22 protein-coding genes are annotated in these 15,756 nt (G+C 45.5%); 12 read left to right on the plus strand and 10 right to left on the minus strand.

Annotation, left to right across the window (positions count from 1 at the left end):
• Positions 1-38 precede the first annotated feature (38 nt).
• Complete coding sequence (locus CWI78_RS01965; RefSeq protein ID WP_126779748.1) at positions 39-1,718, plus strand: isovaleryl-CoA dehydrogenase; 1,680 nt, start codon at positions 39-41, stop codon at positions 1,716-1,718.
• Here the strand turns inward: CWI78_RS01965 and CWI78_RS01970 are convergent.
• Complete coding sequence (locus CWI78_RS01970; protein WP_126779750.1) at positions 1,669-2,175, minus strand: DUF2937 family protein; 507 nt, start codon at positions 2,173-2,175, stop codon at positions 1,669-1,671. The two genes, CWI78_RS01965 and CWI78_RS01970, sit on opposite strands and share 50 nt — an antisense overlap.
• 77 nt (positions 2,176-2,252) lie before the next feature.
• The gene (locus CWI78_RS01975; RefSeq protein ID WP_244213051.1) at positions 2,253-2,801 is read right to left on the minus strand and encodes a DUF6436 domain-containing protein; all 549 of its coding nucleotides are present in this window, start codon (positions 2,799-2,801) and stop codon (positions 2,253-2,255) included.
• Positions 2,802-2,945: 144 nt separating this feature from the next.
• On the opposite strand from CWI78_RS01975, the gene CWI78_RS01980 reads away from it, so the two are divergent.
• Positions 2,946-4,196, plus strand: coding sequence for a DEAD/DEAH box helicase (locus CWI78_RS01980; RefSeq protein WP_126779755.1), 1,251 nt, complete (start codon positions 2,946-2,948; stop codon positions 4,194-4,196).
• A 28-nt stretch (positions 4,197-4,224) separates the two neighbouring features.
• On the opposite strand, the gene CWI78_RS01985 is transcribed toward CWI78_RS01980, so the two are convergent.
• Both CWI78_RS01985 and CWI78_RS01990 read right to left on the minus strand, forming a co-directional pair.
• The gene (locus CWI78_RS01985; protein ID WP_126779757.1) at positions 4,225-5,136 is read right to left on the minus strand and encodes a M14 family metallopeptidase; all 912 of its coding nucleotides are present in this window, start codon (positions 5,134-5,136) and stop codon (positions 4,225-4,227) included.
• Between the two features lie 81 nt (positions 5,137-5,217).
• Positions 5,218-5,532 (minus strand): YebG family protein, encoded by a 315-nt coding sequence (locus CWI78_RS01990; RefSeq protein ID WP_126779759.1) that lies wholly within the window; start codon positions 5,530-5,532, stop codon positions 5,218-5,220.
• Positions 5,533-5,666: 134 nt separating this feature from the next.
• Between CWI78_RS01990 and CWI78_RS01995 the strand changes: the two genes are divergently transcribed.
• Positions 5,667-6,851 carry an MFS transporter gene (locus CWI78_RS01995; protein WP_126779761.1) on the plus strand — a complete coding sequence of 395 codons (1,185 nt, stop codon included), beginning with the start codon at positions 5,667-5,669 and terminating at the stop codon, positions 6,849-6,851.
• On the opposite strand, the gene CWI78_RS02000 is transcribed toward CWI78_RS01995, so the two are convergent.
• A complete protein-coding gene (locus tag CWI78_RS02000) occupies positions 6,838-7,497 on the minus strand; it encodes a flavin reductase family protein (protein WP_126779763.1) in 660 nt (219 codons plus the stop codon). The genes CWI78_RS01995 and CWI78_RS02000 overlap by 14 nt on opposite strands.
• 135 nt (positions 7,498-7,632) lie before the next feature.
• Here CWI78_RS02000 and CWI78_RS02005 point away from each other — a divergent pair, with 135 nt between their 5' ends.
• Together CWI78_RS02005 and CWI78_RS02010 are read left to right on the plus strand one after the other, a co-directional pair.
• On the plus strand, positions 7,633-8,052 hold the full coding sequence (locus CWI78_RS02005; RefSeq protein ID WP_126779765.1) for a hypothetical protein: 420 nt from the start codon (positions 7,633-7,635) through the stop codon (positions 8,050-8,052).
• Positions 8,033-8,227 (plus strand): hypothetical protein, encoded by a 195-nt coding sequence (locus CWI78_RS02010; protein ID WP_126779767.1) that lies wholly within the window; start codon positions 8,033-8,035, stop codon positions 8,225-8,227. Before CWI78_RS02005 ends, CWI78_RS02010 begins: the two co-directional genes overlap by 20 nt.
• Here the strand turns inward: CWI78_RS02010 and arfB are convergent.
• From arfB to CWI78_RS02025, 3 genes are all read right to left on the minus strand, one after another.
• Positions 8,224-8,634 (minus strand): alternative ribosome rescue aminoacyl-tRNA hydrolase ArfB, encoded by a 411-nt coding sequence (gene arfB / locus CWI78_RS02015; RefSeq protein WP_126779769.1) that lies wholly within the window; start codon positions 8,632-8,634, stop codon positions 8,224-8,226. The genes CWI78_RS02010 and arfB overlap by 4 nt on opposite strands.
• Before the next feature lies 1 nt (position 8,635).
• Entirely contained in the window at positions 8,636-8,878 is a 243-nt protein-coding gene (locus CWI78_RS02020) for a hypothetical protein (RefSeq protein ID WP_126779771.1), read from the minus strand.
• A 72-nt stretch (positions 8,879-8,950) separates the two neighbouring features.
• On the minus strand, positions 8,951-10,333 hold the full coding sequence (locus CWI78_RS02025; RefSeq protein WP_126779772.1) for a serine hydrolase domain-containing protein: 1,383 nt from the start codon (positions 10,331-10,333) through the stop codon (positions 8,951-8,953).
• Between the two features lie 138 nt (positions 10,334-10,471).
• Here CWI78_RS02025 and CWI78_RS02030 point away from each other — a divergent pair, with 138 nt between their 5' ends.
• Complete coding sequence (locus CWI78_RS02030) at positions 10,472-11,467, plus strand: branched-chain amino acid aminotransferase (RefSeq protein WP_126779774.1); 996 nt, start codon at positions 10,472-10,474, stop codon at positions 11,465-11,467.
• On the opposite strand, the gene CWI78_RS02035 is transcribed toward CWI78_RS02030, so the two are convergent.
• Together CWI78_RS02035 and CWI78_RS02040 are read right to left on the minus strand one after the other, a co-directional pair.
• The gene (locus CWI78_RS02035; RefSeq protein ID WP_126779776.1) at positions 11,464-11,778 is read right to left on the minus strand and encodes an antibiotic biosynthesis monooxygenase family protein; all 315 of its coding nucleotides are present in this window, start codon (positions 11,776-11,778) and stop codon (positions 11,464-11,466) included. The two genes, CWI78_RS02030 and CWI78_RS02035, sit on opposite strands and share 4 nt — an antisense overlap.
• Positions 11,775-11,936, minus strand: a complete 162-nt coding sequence (locus CWI78_RS02040) for a DUF3149 domain-containing protein (RefSeq protein WP_126779778.1) — start codon at positions 11,934-11,936, stop codon at positions 11,775-11,777. Before CWI78_RS02040 ends, CWI78_RS02035 begins: the two co-directional genes overlap by 4 nt.
• Positions 11,937-12,169: 233 nt before the next feature.
• Between CWI78_RS02040 and CWI78_RS02045 the strand changes: the two genes are divergently transcribed.
• The 6 genes from CWI78_RS02045 (at position 12,170) to CWI78_RS02070 (ending at position 15,742) form a co-directional block, all read left to right on the plus strand.
• Positions 12,170-12,427: an ElaB/YgaM/YqjD family protein gene (locus CWI78_RS02045; protein WP_126779780.1), complete on the plus strand. Its 258-nt coding sequence runs from the start codon at positions 12,170-12,172 to the stop codon at positions 12,425-12,427.
• 49 nt (positions 12,428-12,476) lie between these two features.
• Positions 12,477-12,785, plus strand: coding sequence for a phage holin family protein (locus tag CWI78_RS02050; RefSeq protein WP_244213052.1), 309 nt, complete (start codon positions 12,477-12,479; stop codon positions 12,783-12,785).
• A 10-nt stretch (positions 12,786-12,795) separates the two neighbouring features.
• Positions 12,796-13,089 carry a hypothetical protein gene (locus CWI78_RS02055; protein ID WP_126779784.1) on the plus strand — a complete coding sequence of 98 codons (294 nt, stop codon included), beginning with the start codon at positions 12,796-12,798 and terminating at the stop codon, positions 13,087-13,089.
• Positions 13,090-13,162: 73 nt separating this feature from the next.
• Positions 13,163-13,567: a BON domain-containing protein gene (locus CWI78_RS02060; protein ID WP_126779786.1), complete on the plus strand. Its 405-nt coding sequence runs from the start codon at positions 13,163-13,165 to the stop codon at positions 13,565-13,567.
• A 131-nt stretch (positions 13,568-13,698) separates the two neighbouring features.
• The gene (locus CWI78_RS02065; RefSeq protein ID WP_126779788.1) at positions 13,699-14,241 is read left to right on the plus strand and encodes a PH domain-containing protein; all 543 of its coding nucleotides are present in this window, start codon (positions 13,699-13,701) and stop codon (positions 14,239-14,241) included.
• Positions 14,234-15,742: a PH domain-containing protein gene (locus CWI78_RS02070; protein ID WP_126779790.1), complete on the plus strand. Its 1,509-nt coding sequence runs from the start codon at positions 14,234-14,236 to the stop codon at positions 15,740-15,742. Before CWI78_RS02065 ends, CWI78_RS02070 begins: the two co-directional genes overlap by 8 nt.
• The last annotated feature ends 14 nt before the right edge of the window (positions 15,743-15,756 follow it).

Consider the following 15,756-nt stretch of genomic DNA (forward strand, 5'->3'; position numbering starts at 1 on the left):
TTTAGTTGCTTCACTCAGTTAATATTAAGGAGTGGAAAATGACACAGCAATACCCAAAAGCCGATCAGTTTATGGCCAGCACGCATGAGGTTGAAAACCAGCCACGAGCGCTGGAAAACTACAATCTCTATTTGGCCGATACCGCTCTGCAACAGGCCCTTGAGCGAGAGGGAGCCAGTTGGGCTTATTCCGATCTTATCGCCTTTGGTGAATTAGCTGGTAAGCGTGAAAGCATAGAGCTGGGCTTTCAGGCTAACAAATACCAACCGGAGTTACGTACGCACGATCGCTACGGACATCGCATTGACCAAATCGACTTCCACCCCAGTTATCACCGGCTCATGACTACAGCCATTGAGCATGGTTTGCACGCGAGTCCATGGAGTGATCCTAAACCGGGCGCGCATGTCGCCCGAGCAGCCAAATATTACCTGCACACTCAGGTAGAAGCGTCTCATGGCTGCCCTATTACCATGACTTTCGCCGCTATACCGGCGCTTCGACACCAACCGGATTTACTTAAGGAATGGGGGCCTAAAATTACCGCCCGCCACTACGACCCACAAAATTTACCTCATACCGAGAAGCAGGCTGTTACTATTGGTATGGCTATGACCGAAAAGCAAGGTGGGTCCGACGTTCGACTTAACAGCACATACGCTTACCCAATCGAAAAACAAGGCTCTGGTCAGGCGTATGAACTGGTTGGTCATAAATGGTTTGTTTCAGCGCCAATGTGTGATGCATTCCTTGTTTTGGCGCAAACAACCAATGGTCTGTCGTGCTTTTTAGTGCCGCGATGGCGCCCGGATGGCTCAAAAAACCCCATTCAAATTCAACAGTTGAAACAGAAAATGGGGAATGCCGCTAACGCTTCCAGCGAAACCGAGCTTCGTGGGGCTTTTGGCTGGATGGTGGGAGAAGAAGGTCGAGGCGTGCGCACAATAATAGAAATGGTCGCAACCACCCGCTATGACTGCATGATTGGCTCTTCCTCAGGCATGCGACAGGCCGTTGCGCAGGCCGTTCACCATGCCAGTAACCGCAAAGCCTTTGGCGCAAAGCTAAGCGACCAACCGTTGATGCAGAATCTATTGGCTGATCTTGCACTGGAAAGTGAAGCGGCGATGACTTACATGATGCGGATAGCGCGGGCGATGGATAATCAGGACAACGAGCATGAAAAGTTATTATCCCGTATTGCAACGCCGGTTGGTAAATACTGGATCTGTAAGCGTACGCCTAATCACGCTTATGAGGCTATGGAAGTAATTGGTGGCAGCGGTGTCATGGAAAATCACATCATGCCAAGGCTGTTTAGAGAATCGCCGGTAAATGCCATATGGGAAGGCAGCGGCAATGTTCAATGCCTTGATATTTTAAGAGCCATAGAAAAACAACCGGAAGTTTTAGATGCTTACTTTGCAGAATTACAACGTGCGCAGGGCGCGGATAAACGATTAGATCAATTTCTAATACGGCTAAAAAATGAGTTTACCAACAAAAACGCCATGCAATACCGGGCTCGTACTATTGCCGACAACATGGCGGTGGGCTTACAAGCTGCCTTACTAGTTCAGCACGCAAATAGTGATATCGCTGATGCGTTTTGTGCCAGTCGACTTGAGCAACATCACGGCTTTAATTACGGTACCTTACCAGCAGGTCTTAACTGCGGCTCGATTGTCGAAAGGGCTTCACCATCAACCGAACGATAAGTTCCCCAAATATCGCTAGCAACAAGCCCGACACCAGACCAAATAAAATAGCGCCAGGATTTAACTTAACAGTATAAGAAAAGCTGGCACGAACCTCGCGCTGAATGTCATCAACGGGGGTGAAAAAAGCCTGTTGATAGGCATTCCAGGCATGTTTACTGAAATCCGTGTAGGCTTGTTTCAGTTGCTGATTCCGTTGGTAGATTGCGCCAATACTCTGCCCCCCTTCCTGGAAGACTTTGTCATCGCTTGCCTGATAATGCGCTATCAGTTCTTCAATGCTGCCATCAAAGAACCGTTCTGCTTCATCGCGGAATTCATCCAGACTGCGGTCAGATTCAATTAAGTGCGCCTGTAGGCTTTTACCGTACTGATCAACAAATCCGGGCAATTGTATCCCCGCCAGAACACCGATAATCAGTAAGATAATGCGTAGATAGGAAGTGAAGATTGCCATGGTCTCTCCTTAAAAGCCCAAAACCACTTTAGAGTAGACCTCTAGTGACAATCAAACTTAATTACGCTTTATTACACTTAAACCTTGCAATAACACCCTTTTGCAACGGTATTAACCCACTGAGGCGCCTTTGAGTTTATCGAAACTGACGGAATTAACTCTTCCACAAAGCTACTCTCTGTAGTGCAGAATGCTCCATCAGCATATGGACCCAGGTAAATCAGTTCTGATGATTCATTAAACATAATAATAGCCGGCGTTGCCGGAACGAAGCGCTTCAGGCTCGAAACCTGATCAATATCGATGACAAGGTTCTTTCCATCAGACTCGGTTACCTGTCTTTTTACAGCGGCTATATGGCCTGATGATCGCCAATTACAGGGACAATCCCGGGAAGTAATGTGGAAAACATGCCCGGCTACTGAATACCCAAGGTGACTCAACTCTGAAACTAGCTCAACTTCAAGTCTGTCATTATTACTGAGTTCAAGTAACTGTCCTTGCTCGTCAAACCAGACTAAACGCTGCTCGAGGAAGTAACTGATACTAAAAAGCACCAGCCCAAACCAGGCTATAACGGCCACAATAAGCCATTGGCGGCGTGCTTTACTCAACTTTTTAGCCAACGATGAAACGCCCCTCTTATTAATCAAGCTCATTGATGCTTTAGTGAATCGGCATTTTTCTAAATAAAGGTTTTCCGCCGTCTGTGGTATAATGCCCCAAAGTCACATTACTGTGATACCTATTATCATAACTCCCGGAGCTTCATGTCCACAGAACAAAACCAATCCTCATTCCAATCACTCGGATTGAGCAACGATATTTTACGTGCCGTTACTGAATGCGGTTATACCACTCCCACTCCAATTCAACAGCAAGCCATTCCAACGGTTATGGCGGGTCATGACTTATTGGCAGCTGCACAAACGGGTACAGGTAAAACGGCGGGCTTTACGCTTCCTCTGCTGCATAAATTATCCAGCACGAAAACGGAAGGTAAGCCAATTATAAAGGCACTGATTTTAACACCAACAAGAGAGCTCGCGGCACAGGTTGAAGACAACCTGAATACTTACGCCAAATACACCGGCCTTAAGTCACTGGTTATTTTTGGCGGTGTCGGTATTAACCCTCAAATTAACGCCTTACGCCGCGGTGTTGACATTCTGGTGGCAACTCCCGGACGTCTACTGGATCACAGCCGTCAGGGAACCGTTGATTTAAGTAAAATTGACGTATTGATTCTGGATGAAGCGGATAGAATGCTGGATATGGGATTTATTCATGACATTAAAAAAGTCATGAAACTGATTCCTGAAAAGCGCCAGACATTGCTGTTTTCAGCGACCTTCTCCAGTGAGATTAAGGCGCTGTCGCAACAATTTATGCAACAACCCAAGCTCATTGAAGTTGCACGTCAAAATGCCGCAGCCGACACCATTGAGCAACGGGTTTACCCGGTGGATAAAAAGCGTAAAAGAGAGCTGCTCAGTTACTTAATTGGTAGCCGTAACTGGCGACAGGTATTGGTCTTTACTCGTACTAAGCATGGTGCTAACAGACTGGCAACGCAGTTAACCGATGACGGCCTGCCCGCTATGGCAATCCACGGTAATAAAAGCCAGGGTGCAAGAACCAAGGCTTTAGCGCAATTTAAAGCCGGTAAATTACGCGTGTTGGTTGCAACAGACATTGCCGCGCGCGGTATCGATATCGACGAGTTACCGCACGTTATTAATTTTGAGTTGCCTCAGGTTGCTGAAGACTATGTACACCGCATTGGTCGTACAGGCCGTGCCGGGAGTGAGGGCGAAGCAGCGTCACTCGTCTGTGTTGACGAGCATAAATTGCTACGCGACATAGAAAAACTGACGAAAAATGAAATACCTAAAGACGTTATCCCAGGCTTTGAACCAGACCCAAGTATCAAACCTGAACCCATTCAAAAACCCAGAACAGGGCGTCCTCAGAACTCACGCCGTGCACCTCGCCAGAAACGACCGGACGCACGACGTTAATTCAGCAGTCAGATTAACGGATTGGACTTTACTTTAAAAAGTCCAATCCTCCAGTTACCGCTGCAACCTGAGCTTCAATACATTGCTCTGGGGTGGCTTTCGAACTATCCGGATACACTTCTGTTGTGGTGGCATACTCTGCTTTACTAAAGCTAATACACAGCCCCATTTTTGCCGTTGGCAATAAAATAAGACCACGTTGCGCAATATCCTCACCTATCAGTTTGTTTTCATCGTCAGCATCAGCAATATGAGTCACAGTTTCAACAGAGTCTAGTACGGCCTTCTGAAACTCAGGGTAAGGCTTTTCCGAGTTTCCGACTAAGTAGAAGCCGTCCGGAATGTTCCAGTTGCTATTGATAACCCCGTCCATCGCAGCTTTTGCTGGACGAAACTCGCTGTTATCAGTGTCGGTTGTCTCATGCAAGTCGATGTGAGCAAGAATATCCACGCCCAAACCAGCAATATAGTTCATGACATGCGCACATTCACCGGCTGGAGAGTCCGCTACAAACGAACGATTAGGATCAATAGCCGCCGGGTTCCAACGATTAATCGTTTCATAACCCCATGGGCTTAAACAAGGCGCAACCACAACGTTAAAGCGCGACTGGTAATCTTTTGCTTTGGTTTCAATAAAGCGTAATGCCCCATGAATGCCACTGGTTTCATAACCGTGTACACCACCCGTTACTAAAACGGTTGGTTTACTGTCATCCCAATTTTTTGTTCTGACCACAAACAAAGGGTAAGTCGCACTTTCATAAGCCAGCTCACCGTATTGTTCCACATCAAAATCAGCTTTGAAGCTTTCGATCTTACTAACCACATCGTCAAAGTATGAGCGCTTTTTGCTTTGCTCAGCCAGCCACTGCGCTTTCTCTTCTGCGCCCCAAGGCTTACCGGGGGTTCCAATATGATAAATCGTTTGTTGCGTCATATTCTGATCCTATTCGCTCTTCATGAAAACAAGAGCGCTATACTACCAAAGTCTTTGCAGGCACTAAATCGTATTCAGCAATCAGGCCGCTTTTGTTGACTCTTTATTGCTTGTTTTCGACGATTCAGGCTTTTCCGCTGACACTTTTTCAGTCTTTGGTTTTTTCGGCTTTTTAGCTCCTAAAGCGATAAGCACATTTTCACGCTCTTTCGCTAAAAACAGCGCCATATCTTCAAGCTGCTGTTCATCAGTAAAGAGTTCACTGCCTTTAATTAATGGATTCAGTGCCTCTGCCATATCCAGAATTTTATCGTGCGCATCGGCTTCAGCTTTTGAAGTGAATGTCATTTTCTCGGCTCCGTCGCGAATAACTACATATTGGGTTACTACAGCCATGGTATGGTCCTTTGCTGATGTGTAAATATACTGTTTATTTGTACAGTAAAATCACATAGATTGCAATAGCTGCAGCATTCGCTAAACTGCGCAATCTCAATCGGCTCAATTACTACAGGAAGTAGAACTGACTCATGGCTCCGTTTTCTAAAGCACAAATTAACCTCGCTATTTTTGCCATGGCAATTGGCAGTTTTGCTATTGGTATCGGTGAGTTCGTCATTATGGGGTTACTACCCGACGTTGCTGCCGACTTTAATACCGACACCAGACAAACCGGTCACCTCATCAGTCTTTATGCCTTAGGCGTTGTTATCGGCGCACCGCTCATTACCATTTTATTTGCGCGCTTTCCACGCAAACCCATGTTACTTATGTTACTGCTCGCTTTTGCGTTGGGTAACTTTGCCAGTGCCTCAGCAGAGAGTTACCCGGTACTGCAGCTTCTGCGCTTTTTAACTGGCCTGCCACATGGAGCCTATTTTGGTATCGCCTGTCTGGTTGCCGCCGATATGGTGCGGAAAAATCAACGCGGAATGGCCGTGACCATGGTGATGATGGGACTGACGGTTGCAATTTTGGTCGGTAACCCTTTAGCGACCTGGCTTGGCCAACTCATTGATTGGCGTACGGTTTACCATACCGTCGGTGCTTTAGGCCTGTTGGCTCTGGTCATGATTTTATTAGTGGTGCCACAGCACCCTAATGAGCAAAAAACCTCGGCCAGAGGAGAAATGAGAGCCTTACAAAACCCTCAGGTTTGGCTGACTTTGGCTATAGGCGCGATTGGTTTTGGTGGTATGTTCGCGGTTTTAAGTTACATCGCGCCAACACTGATCAATGCAACAGGACTGGCACCCCACTGGATACCTGTCGCTTTATTCATTTACGGCATTGGCTCATTAGCCGGCAGCTTAGTCGGTGGCTGGGCAGCCGACCGAAACCTGAAATTAACCATCGGCGGTTCTCTTTTATGGTCAGCAATTGTTCTGGCTATTTTCCCATTAACACTACAGAGCCTATGGACCGTCATGCCAATGGTCTTATTGCTTGGCAGCGCAGCCGCCCTGGTTCCTGCCCTCCAAGTTCGTTTAATGGATGTTGCAGGTGAAGCTCAGACGCTAGCCGCCTCATTAAACCATTCAGCCTTTAACGCCGCTAATGCACTAGGAGCCTGGCTGGGCGGACTGGCCATTATCTCCCCTCTTAGCTGGCAAGGCACAGGCTGGATTGGCTGCGCACTTTCGTTAGTCGGTTTGCTGCTGTTTTGGGTGACCAAGAAACACAGTCGCAAAGCGCCTGGCATTATGAGCCTGTAGAGCTTCCATCAATATCCAGTTCTTTTATTTCTTCATCGGGCTGTGCATAAGATAACCGCGCCGCCCGTTGAGTCCTGTGGTAACCATCGAGCCCCGAAATGGTCATCGTTCCTAACGATTCAATATCGATATAGCCATCATGTTGTACAGCCTCTTCCTTAACTCCAACCCAGCGAACTTCGCCAACAATTAACGCAGTATCATTATGCTGTATCGGGATCACTTCAACCAGCTGCATACCAATTCGCAAAGCACTTTCGGCAACATAAGGGGCATGGAAACCATCTTCAAACTCAGGCGTCAGGCCACAAGCTTCAAACTCTGAAATCTCTCTTGGGTAACGAGCTGAAGTCTGATGAGCTTGCTTGAAAAACTCTTCACCGACCTGGTTAATAGTGTAAACGCCACTTTCTTCAATATTCTCCCACGTGTGCCGGGTGACCGAATGAGGGCGCATGACAAAACCAAGAAAAGGCGGATTACTTCCTAAATGCACCACAGAACTTATCATTGCCAGATTATTCTGCTGATGCCTGTCACGAGTGCCAACCACATTCGCACTTTTAAACCCAGACAAACAATTCACAAAGCGCGCTCTCTCTTTGTCTTCCATATTCGCCAGATCTTGCTGTTTGTATAATTTCATTAAAACTCCAAGTCTCTTGTTTTATGAGTTATCTATACGTCTTACTTTTAAATTACGATCGTTTACAAATAACTTGTTGCGAACTATTATCATTTGCGTTAGCTTGTTTAATCAAAGCCAAGCGAAGGACGCATCATGACAAATACTTATAAAAGCTACTTTAATAGCCAACAGCAATTAAAAACTGCCACCTCATTACTCAACCGCAAAGACTATGAATCGGCAGTATTCTCTCTTAGGCAGGCACGTGAGTCGGCGCAAGACGTAAGCAACGATCCGGTACTGGCCGGTAATGCAATCCAGAACTACACAACCTGTTCTATCTTATTGATCGCAACTCACATTAGACGTCACCAAACATTGCCCGCCTACGAGCTTCAGCAAGAAAGCATCGAACAATTAAGGCGCTGGCAAAAAACGTCTACCACCGAACCACTCAAACAGTTATGCCGCTACTGTTGTCAGCTACTTATTACTGGCTGTCAGCATTCCCGTTGTCTTGGCCATTGTTTACAGCAACTAGAGGAGTCTGGTTATGCGCAGGAACAAACCTGAACGTTTACAACTTTCAATGAGTAAAGAACAGCTCAAGAAGTTATTGCTCGAACAAAAGTTAGTCGCTAGTGATATTCGTTGTTGTGATTACTGTAGCCAATGCGAGCTTAAGCAGCTAATACTTGAATGCGCCCGAATCAATTGTGCCGGTTCGCTACAGAAGTTTGGTAATTAAAATTCCTTTTTCCTAAGTGCCTTTTTTTGTCCCTGCTGCTTTTTTCGGGTCAGTCGTCTTTCTTTGGCAGAGCGCCCGGGCCTTGTTGGAATACGCTTTTTTTGAACCTGAGACACGCTACGAATTAAATCAATCAGCTGCTCAAGCGCCAGTTCCCGGTTACGAGCCTGGCTTCGGGTCTCCTGACATTTAATAATCACTTTTCCGCTTTGAGTAATACGGTGATCCGATTTTTTAAACAAGCGTAGCTTGTAAAAGTCCGGCAGTGAGGAAGCCTGAATATCAAAAATGAGTTGAGCCGCAGTCGCGACTTTATTGACGTTCTGGCCTCCGGCACCGCTGGAACGGATAAACTGCCATTCTATTTCATGCTCTGCAAATTCAACGCGTTGTGAAACTCTGATCATTTTACTCTGCGGGTTCTATGAAGTTATCAATGCCTTCTTCTTTTAAGGCGTCCAGCGCTTCGGCAAGTGCGTCGTCTTCTTTTTCAAATTCATCTTCCCAAAGCGTCGAGTTGTTATTCTCATCGACAATTTCTAAAATCCAGCCACTGTCTTCAGTGCGGTAAATATCAATTTCTACGGTTTTACCATCAGCACTGTATTGCTGCGTATGCTTGCTTTGAGTCACTTGCTGTTCATCGCTCATAATGGGCTCTTTGTTGTTCATCAGTGTAGGAGAAGCAGTCTACCATTCTTCTGCTTCCCCTGACGGGTCTTTTTACAGCGCTTTTAGTACGTCGCGCACGAAATCATGCTCATTAAACCCTTGCTCTCCGGCAAGGTCATAACCACGACGAACCACCACTAAATTCTTTGACGGAATGATAACCAAAAACTGTCCCCTGTTTCCTCGCGCCGCAATCGTATCATTGGGTAATTCAGGGAAACGTTCATTGTAGAGCCACCATTGTGCCCCGTACCCGGGAGCAGCGTCAGGCGGCTGAACAGGTGCTGGCATACTGATATAGTCGAGCCAGCCTTCAGGCAGAATTTGCTCACCCTGCCACTGCCCCTTCTGTAGATGTAAAACGCCCAAACGAGCTAAATCACGAGATGTGGTCCACACTTGCGATGATAATATGAAATCACCTTGCCAGTCCGTCTCCGCAAAAGTGTGCTGCATTCCAATTTTTTCCAGCAATGCGTTATACGGAAATCTTAAGTAGTCATCGGTGGAGTCGAAGCGCTCGTGGAGTGCCCGCAAAGCCAGCATGGTATCATTATTAGCGTATTTCCAGCGGCTGCCCGGAGCCACTTCCAGCGCGGTTTCTGTCGCTGTGTCACTTACCAGCCCGCCTCCCATATAAACACGGTCAGTGCGATTCCCAGCCTTATTACTGTCTAAACCCGATGCCATATGCAATAGATTTTCTAGTGTAATATGGCCACGAGGATCGAGCGGATGAGACCAGTTTGAAATGCCTGCAGGCGCATCCAGATCGATTTTGTCTTGCTGAACTGCCGCGCCGATAACACTGGCACCAATGCTTTTCGCAACCGACCAGGTGCGCTGAGCCGTCTCCGGAGTAAATCCCTCAATATAGCGTTCGGCAATAATCTCGTCAGGTGTTGCTATCAACACTGCCGAAGTGCGCGCACCAGAACCATACGTTTTAGTAAAAGCCTGTTGAAGCACTGACTCTAACTCTGCGTTATCAGTTGTCGAATTCACTTCCGCTTTTTGCTGCCAGGGCTCTCCATTATCCTTTCCGGTCATTTTATCCCCACGAAAAGGGTCCGCAACAAACTTAGCGTCGTCGACCGTCGCACCAACAGGTAAATCAACACAGCCTAGCTTAGGTCGCCAAACGGATATCCGCTCCCTATTGCCGTCATCATATGGCACCCGGACCCATTGGTTTTCTTTATCAATTTTTGCTTCCATCGTCGCCACACGGTCAGCAATTAGCGAATAAATTCCACTCAACTCGTGCTCTCGAATTTGCGCTACAGATTTATTACCATTGAAAACACCGCTGCAAGTAAAGCCCGCTGTGTAACCAGCAGCATAAGCATTCAGTGTTGTTTCGGTCTCTTCCGCCTGCGCCGCAGCCGTGACCATTAGCGCGCTAACCAGAGTCATTCTTAGTGTTTTACTCATTAATCACTCACCTATTGGTTTCTCGTTGATTCCTCAATGTAAGAGCATGACACAAAAGAAGCAAACCGCTGCGGTCATCCGAATAGTAAAAATTATGGTATATTACTGCGCAACTATTTACCCAAGCAGGATAACCTTATGGCAGCTTTTGGCACCGTATTTATGCCACAGATGACGTTGGCAACTTTTGAGGATTCAAACTGGAGTGCGCCAGAACTGGTCTCTTCTGACACAATACAGTTACACCCCGGAGCCCATGTACTGCATTACGCCAGCACCTGTTTTGAAGGCCTCAAAGCGTTTCGCCACGAAGACGGTTCTATCAATTTGTTTCGTATGGATCGAAACATTAAACGTATGCAACAAAGCAGCAAGCTGCTTTCTTTGCCCGACTTTGATGCCAGCCTGCTACAAAAAATGATCACAGATGTGGTTAAACATTTCGCTGACGAGGTGCCTAAACCGCCAGGGTCAATGTACATACGCCCGACTCATATCGGGACCGAGGCCGCTATCGGAAAAGCGGCGTCGCCAACCAGTTCTTCTTTGCTCTATGTACTACTGTCGCCCGTTGGTGATTACTTTTCTGGTGGTGATAAAACCCTGCGCTTATTGCTGGAAGAAAATGGTTCACGCTGTGCTGCTCATATGGGAATGGTCAAAAGCGGAGGCAACTACGCCAGTGCGTTACAACCTATTTTGCAGGCACGCGCTTCTGTAAACGCGGATCAAGTTCTGTTTTGCCCAAATGGTGATGTCCAGGAAACAGGTGCTGCCAACTTTTTACTCATTGATGGCAACGAAATTATCACCAAAGCATTGGATAGCAGTTTCCTGCACGGCGTTACCCGAGACTCCATACTGACCATTGCTCGTGATATGGGAATGACAGTGTCTGAACGCGAGTTAAGCGTCGAAGAATTACTTGAGCGCGCAGCAAAACCGAACACCGAAGCCGCTTTATCCGGTACAGCTGCTGTTCTGGCTCCGGTCGGCACCCTGATTCACAACGGAAAAGAATGTTCAGTTGGCGATGGAACCGCGGGCGAGACAACCTTGAAACTGCGCAAAGCGCTGAACGACATTCAGTGGGGCAAAGCGGAAGACAAACACGGCTGGTTAACCCAAGCTTAATCGTTTGGTGGCAATACCACCCATTCAGGATCTTCGAATTCGCCTAAGGGTGTTATTTCGCAAAAAGGGGCTGCGCTGCGAATAATCTCAGCAACTTTCGCGTTGTGTTGTCCCTCCATAGCGTCACGCTGGTTTTTACTATCCCATGACGCTATGGCGATTAATGTTTTATCATCCCCCATTTTTCGGTGTAGCTCTGTGCCTCTGGCGCCAGGCGCTCGCTGAATAATCTTACTTGCTTTAACCCAAGCGTCTGCATATTCCTCCGCCGTATGACCTTCTTTAATACGAACCTGAAAAATATACTTCATAAATCCCCTTTCAATTTATTGCTTACGTTTTTCTCCGATTTAATCATCTTTATATAGAAGAAAATAGCGTAAAACGCACATAGACCTAAAACAATCGCCAAGCCGCTAAAAGAAAAGAATATAACCGGATCATTTAAAAACTCTTGCCATAAGCTCATGATTATTTCCTCTATCTGAGTTCTTAAGGTCAGTTTATTTAAACTTGGTAATCGCGATATTGATCTTAATCAAAAATCTTAATAACACTGTTTATTTTCTGCTCTTTATTAGTATGGTCTGAATAACCAATCGCTCTTTTATTTAAAAACTGTAAAACCATGTAAATAAATTTGCGTAAATTCGTAATAACGTCTTAGCTTATTGGGAGTTCTTAACAAAAAACGAGGGTATTATGAGTAATAATCAAGCGAAGACCGAAGAAGCGGTTAACAAATCAGCGAATAAAGCTCACGACACCATCGATAAAGTTGCAGATGCCGCTAAACATGCCTCTGACAATTTAGGTGAAAAAGGGCATGACCTTAAAGTGACTCAAGAAAAGTGGCTTTCTACCGCAACGGATTACGTTAAAGAGAACCCCATTAAATCTTTAGGAATAGCGGCAGCAAGTGGCTATTTATTAAGTAGGTTATTTAGTGACCGTTCATAATCAAACGGAAACGAACGAAACCGACAGTTTGCTTAAGCAAGTCCGCGCATTGGAAAATGAAGTGCGCGGTGTTGTTAGAACACAGCTCCAACTCGCTGGTATGGAAGCTCGGCGGGCGGGAGAAAGTTTCGTTCGCATGGTTGCTTTTGCTGTTATCGCCAGTTGCTTAGTTTTATCGGCTTGGGGAGCGTTAGTTGCGGCGGCAGTAGCAGCTGTTGTAAATAGCGGAGTTTTATCCCTGACCACAGCACTTATTATTGTTGCTGCATGTCATTTAGCTATTGCGTTTTACCTTATGAAGCGCATAAAGCAGAAAAGCCGCGACCTGCTTTTTTCTAAAACAAGCAGCAACCTTTAATGGAGGCTTTATGGCATCAAGCCTGGATGATCAAATTGCGCAAATGGAACAAAACCTTAAAAATCGTAAGCTGGCTTTGAAAGTTCGCTCGCGTCAGGTCGTTTCCACAACGTGTGACAAATTGTCATCTCCTACGGCTCTTTGCTTTGCCGTTGGTGCGGGCTTCTTTGTAGGCAAACTGTCTGACAGACCGAAAAAGGAAGCACCTCAAAAGCAAGGAAAGTCAAAATCTGGTGCAGTGCTAAAGGTATTAAGAATTATTACCAGCGCACAAACTGCAGCCAGTTTTGCAAAACATCTGTAAAGATGACCGTAATGTCGTAAAGATGTAGCTATAGTGATTGTGGTAACGATTTTTCAATAACAGGAGGTTACCCATGAAGAATTTTAAAATGGCACTACCAGCAAGTTTAATTGCGCTTTCAATGCTAACAATTTCTGGTTGCAGTGAAGCAGAAACCGAAAAAGCGGAATCTAAAGCTGAAAACGCAATGCAGGAAACGGAAGATAAAGCTCAGGAAGCAAAAAGCTACACTGAGAAAAAGGCTGAAGACGCAGGTGAATATGTTGACGATGCTGTCATCACAACCAAAGTTAAAGCCGTTATCTTTGAAGACGACAATCTGAGCAGCATGGACATCAATGTTGAAACCAATAACGGTATTGTTCAGTTATCAGGCTTTGTTGAAGATGAAGCTGATATCGATACAGCAGAGAACTTGGCTGCAACCGTTAAAGGTGTTAAAGACATCGAAAACGATATTCAGGTTCGCAAAGATTAAGTCTTTATTACAAATTACGACTCCCTGATAAAAAGCGGCTTTTTAAGCCGCTTTTTTATTTCCTAAAAGGCTAGAACGCTTAGTAAAACACTGATAACTTTAGGACATAACAGAAATGACATAAGAAAATAATGTTAGCCGATAAATTTAGCAATCAATCAATAAAGCCAGACAGCCTGGCAAAAGTCAGTGCACAACAGTTCACCCCATTAAGTCGAGCTTACGTTAAGGTGAATTTGATGTGCCGTTTAGTGTTTTGGTTAATCGTTGTTAGTGTACTTTTAGTTCTTTATTGGCAACCCTGGTTTCCTCTTCCCAAAATGGTTGCGCTTTATTTACCCCAGTTACAGTTAGCTGCAGGTCTCTTTGGTTTATTAAGCTCGACTTATGGCGTTATCGCGGATAAAAACAAAGGGTATGCCATACGGCAGCATGACTTTAGTTATCGTAGTGGTGTCATCTTTAAATCTGTCGTTAGCCAGCCGATTTTACGCATACAACACGTTGAATTAAAACACGGCCCCGTTGACCGTCATTTTGGGTTAGCGAACCTGGAAATTTATAGTGCCGGCGGTTCCATGCATACCTTTGCAATACCCGGCTTACCGGAAGAAAAAGCGCGAGAACTTCGCTCCTACGTATTAACTCATAGTGATATCGCTGAAAATGACTAATTATCACGGTCAATGGCTAAAACTATCGCCAGTTGCAATTATTTACTTCGCAGTGCAGTTCGTAAAGGATGTTGGCAACAACCTTATTTACTTATTACCGGCTATTCTTGTTGGCTATAATCAATTTTCTGAAAATGGTTTAGTTATTATTTCTGGCCTGTCTGCATTACTACTGTTTGTTGCAATAAGTGCTCTGCTTAAGTTCTACTTCTATCAATACCGATTAACTGACGGGCGCGTACAAATTCACTCTGGAGTCTTTCAAAAGAACCATATCGACCTGCCTTTTGAACGTATTCAAAATGTTCGCTTTGAACAGCCTATCTTTTACCGGCCGACTAACCACATCTGTATGCTGTTGGATACGGCTGGCTCAAGCAAGCTCGAAGCAAAAATTATTGCTCTACCGAAAGGTGTTGCTGAATCTCTTAAGCAGGAAATTCTGTCCCATAAAACGGAACAAGTTTCTAACGCCGAGAACGAGCAGCCTGAGGCAGAACACGAGCAAATTTTAAACTCTCGCTCAGTTCAGGATTTAATTATTCATGGGCTTGCCAGTAACCGTATTTGGATTGTTTTAGGTGCTTTGGCACCTTTCTTTAATTCACTTTCAGAGAAGTTTATTGCGGGCATAGAAAACCTTGGAGTGGATGTTGACGCGCTAATGGCTTCTTCTCAATACGCCTTTTGGCAATACGTGCTGTTCTTTTTATCCATTGCCTTTATCGTCATTGCTTTTATGGCATTAATTTCAGTCTTAGGTTCAGTTATCACTTTCTATGACTTCAAATTAACCCGAAGCAATGATCGCTACATTCGGCGTAATGGCTTTTTCACTCGTCATGAAGTGGTCATGAAATTATCGCGACTTCAGATGATTGTTTACCAACAGAATTGGCTTGACCGAGTACTCCAAAGAGTTAACTTAAAGTTTGAACAGTTAGGAGCGAGCCTTGATCGCCAATCTGCCGGGACATCCGGTGGAAAAATCATGGTGCCTTCTGTAACCCAGGGTGAAGCAAACGATTTAGCGGCCGACGCCTGGCCTGAGAATAAGTTAAGTGCCATCAACTACCATCCGGTTAGCAAGCGTCTGGCTGTCAGAAACACGCTTATTGCCTTCTGGTTATTAATACCTCTTAGCGGCGTGCTGGCTTATTTTGGCAATGGCGAGCTTGCCGTAGCATCCATCACCCTTTTTATTCTTTCTACCGCCTTTATTATTTTAAGTTGGAAACGCTGGGGCTATGCAATTGACGATAATTTCATTTATCTCAGAAAAGGTCTTATTGGCGTTAACTACCGCTGCTTCCCTATTCATAAAGTTCAACAGACAAAGCTCTCGCAAAGCTGGTTTATGCGCCGATTCAAATTGTGTTCCGTTAAGCTTGTACTGGCCTGCGGAGGGCAAACACTGCCTTTCATAAAAAGAACAACCGGAGAGAAATACATAGACACCTGTCTTTACCAGGTAGAGGCCTTGCGAAAATCCTGGATGTGAATGCTGTCGATTCT

Origin of the sequence: Idiomarina ramblicola (genome assembly GCF_003987255.1) — a bacterium.
Classification (GTDB): domain Bacteria; phylum Pseudomonadota; class Gammaproteobacteria; order Enterobacterales; family Alteromonadaceae; genus Idiomarina; species Idiomarina ramblicola.

Excerpts from the sequence above, each read along its gene's own strand:
- CWI78_RS02035 (WP_126779776.1), bottom strand. The coding sequence starts at position 11,778 with ATGAAGTATATTTTTCAGGTTCGTATTAAAGAAGGTCATACGGCGGAG.
- CWI78_RS01990 (WP_126779759.1), bottom strand. The coding sequence starts at position 5,532 with ATGGCTGTAGTAACCCAATATGTAGTTATTCGCGACGGAGCCGAGAAA.
- CWI78_RS02025 (WP_126779772.1), bottom strand. The coding sequence starts at position 10,333 with ATGAGTAAAACACTAAGAATGACTCTGGTTAGCGCGCTAATGGTCACG.
- CWI78_RS02020 (WP_126779771.1), bottom strand. The coding sequence starts at position 8,878 with ATGAGCGATGAACAGCAAGTGACTCAAAGCAAGCATACGCAGCAATAC.
- arfB (WP_126779769.1), bottom strand. The coding sequence starts at position 8,634 with ATGATCAGAGTTTCACAACGCGTTGAATTTGCAGAGCATGAAATAGAA.
- CWI78_RS01970 (WP_126779750.1), bottom strand. The coding sequence starts at position 2,175 with ATGGCAATCTTCACTTCCTATCTACGCATTATCTTACTGATTATCGGT.
- CWI78_RS02005 (WP_126779765.1), top strand. The coding sequence starts at position 7,633 with ATGACAAATACTTATAAAAGCTACTTTAATAGCCAACAGCAATTAAAA.
- CWI78_RS02065 (WP_126779788.1), top strand. The coding sequence starts at position 13,699 with ATGTTAGCCGATAAATTTAGCAATCAATCAATAAAGCCAGACAGCCTG.
- CWI78_RS01980 (WP_126779755.1), top strand. The coding sequence starts at position 2,946 with ATGTCCACAGAACAAAACCAATCCTCATTCCAATCACTCGGATTGAGC.
- CWI78_RS02045 (WP_126779780.1), top strand. The coding sequence starts at position 12,170 with ATGAGTAATAATCAAGCGAAGACCGAAGAAGCGGTTAACAAATCAGCG.
- CWI78_RS02070 (WP_126779790.1), top strand. The coding sequence starts at position 14,234 with ATGACTAATTATCACGGTCAATGGCTAAAACTATCGCCAGTTGCAATT.
- CWI78_RS02040 (WP_126779778.1), bottom strand. The coding sequence starts at position 11,936 with ATGAGCTTATGGCAAGAGTTTTTAAATGATCCGGTTATATTCTTTTCT.
- CWI78_RS02055 (WP_126779784.1), top strand. The coding sequence starts at position 12,796 with ATGGCATCAAGCCTGGATGATCAAATTGCGCAAATGGAACAAAACCTT.
- CWI78_RS01965 (WP_126779748.1), top strand. The coding sequence starts at position 39 with ATGACACAGCAATACCCAAAAGCCGATCAGTTTATGGCCAGCACGCAT.
- CWI78_RS02060 (WP_126779786.1), top strand. The coding sequence starts at position 13,163 with ATGAAGAATTTTAAAATGGCACTACCAGCAAGTTTAATTGCGCTTTCA.
- CWI78_RS02010 (WP_126779767.1), top strand. The coding sequence starts at position 8,033 with ATGCGCAGGAACAAACCTGAACGTTTACAACTTTCAATGAGTAAAGAA.
- CWI78_RS01985 (WP_126779757.1), bottom strand. The coding sequence starts at position 5,136 with ATGACGCAACAAACGATTTATCATATTGGAACCCCCGGTAAGCCTTGG.
- CWI78_RS02030 (WP_126779774.1), top strand. The coding sequence starts at position 10,472 with ATGGCAGCTTTTGGCACCGTATTTATGCCACAGATGACGTTGGCAACT.
- CWI78_RS01995 (WP_126779761.1), top strand. The coding sequence starts at position 5,667 with ATGGCTCCGTTTTCTAAAGCACAAATTAACCTCGCTATTTTTGCCATG.
- CWI78_RS02000 (WP_126779763.1), bottom strand. The coding sequence starts at position 7,497 with ATGAAATTATACAAACAGCAAGATCTGGCGAATATGGAAGACAAAGAG.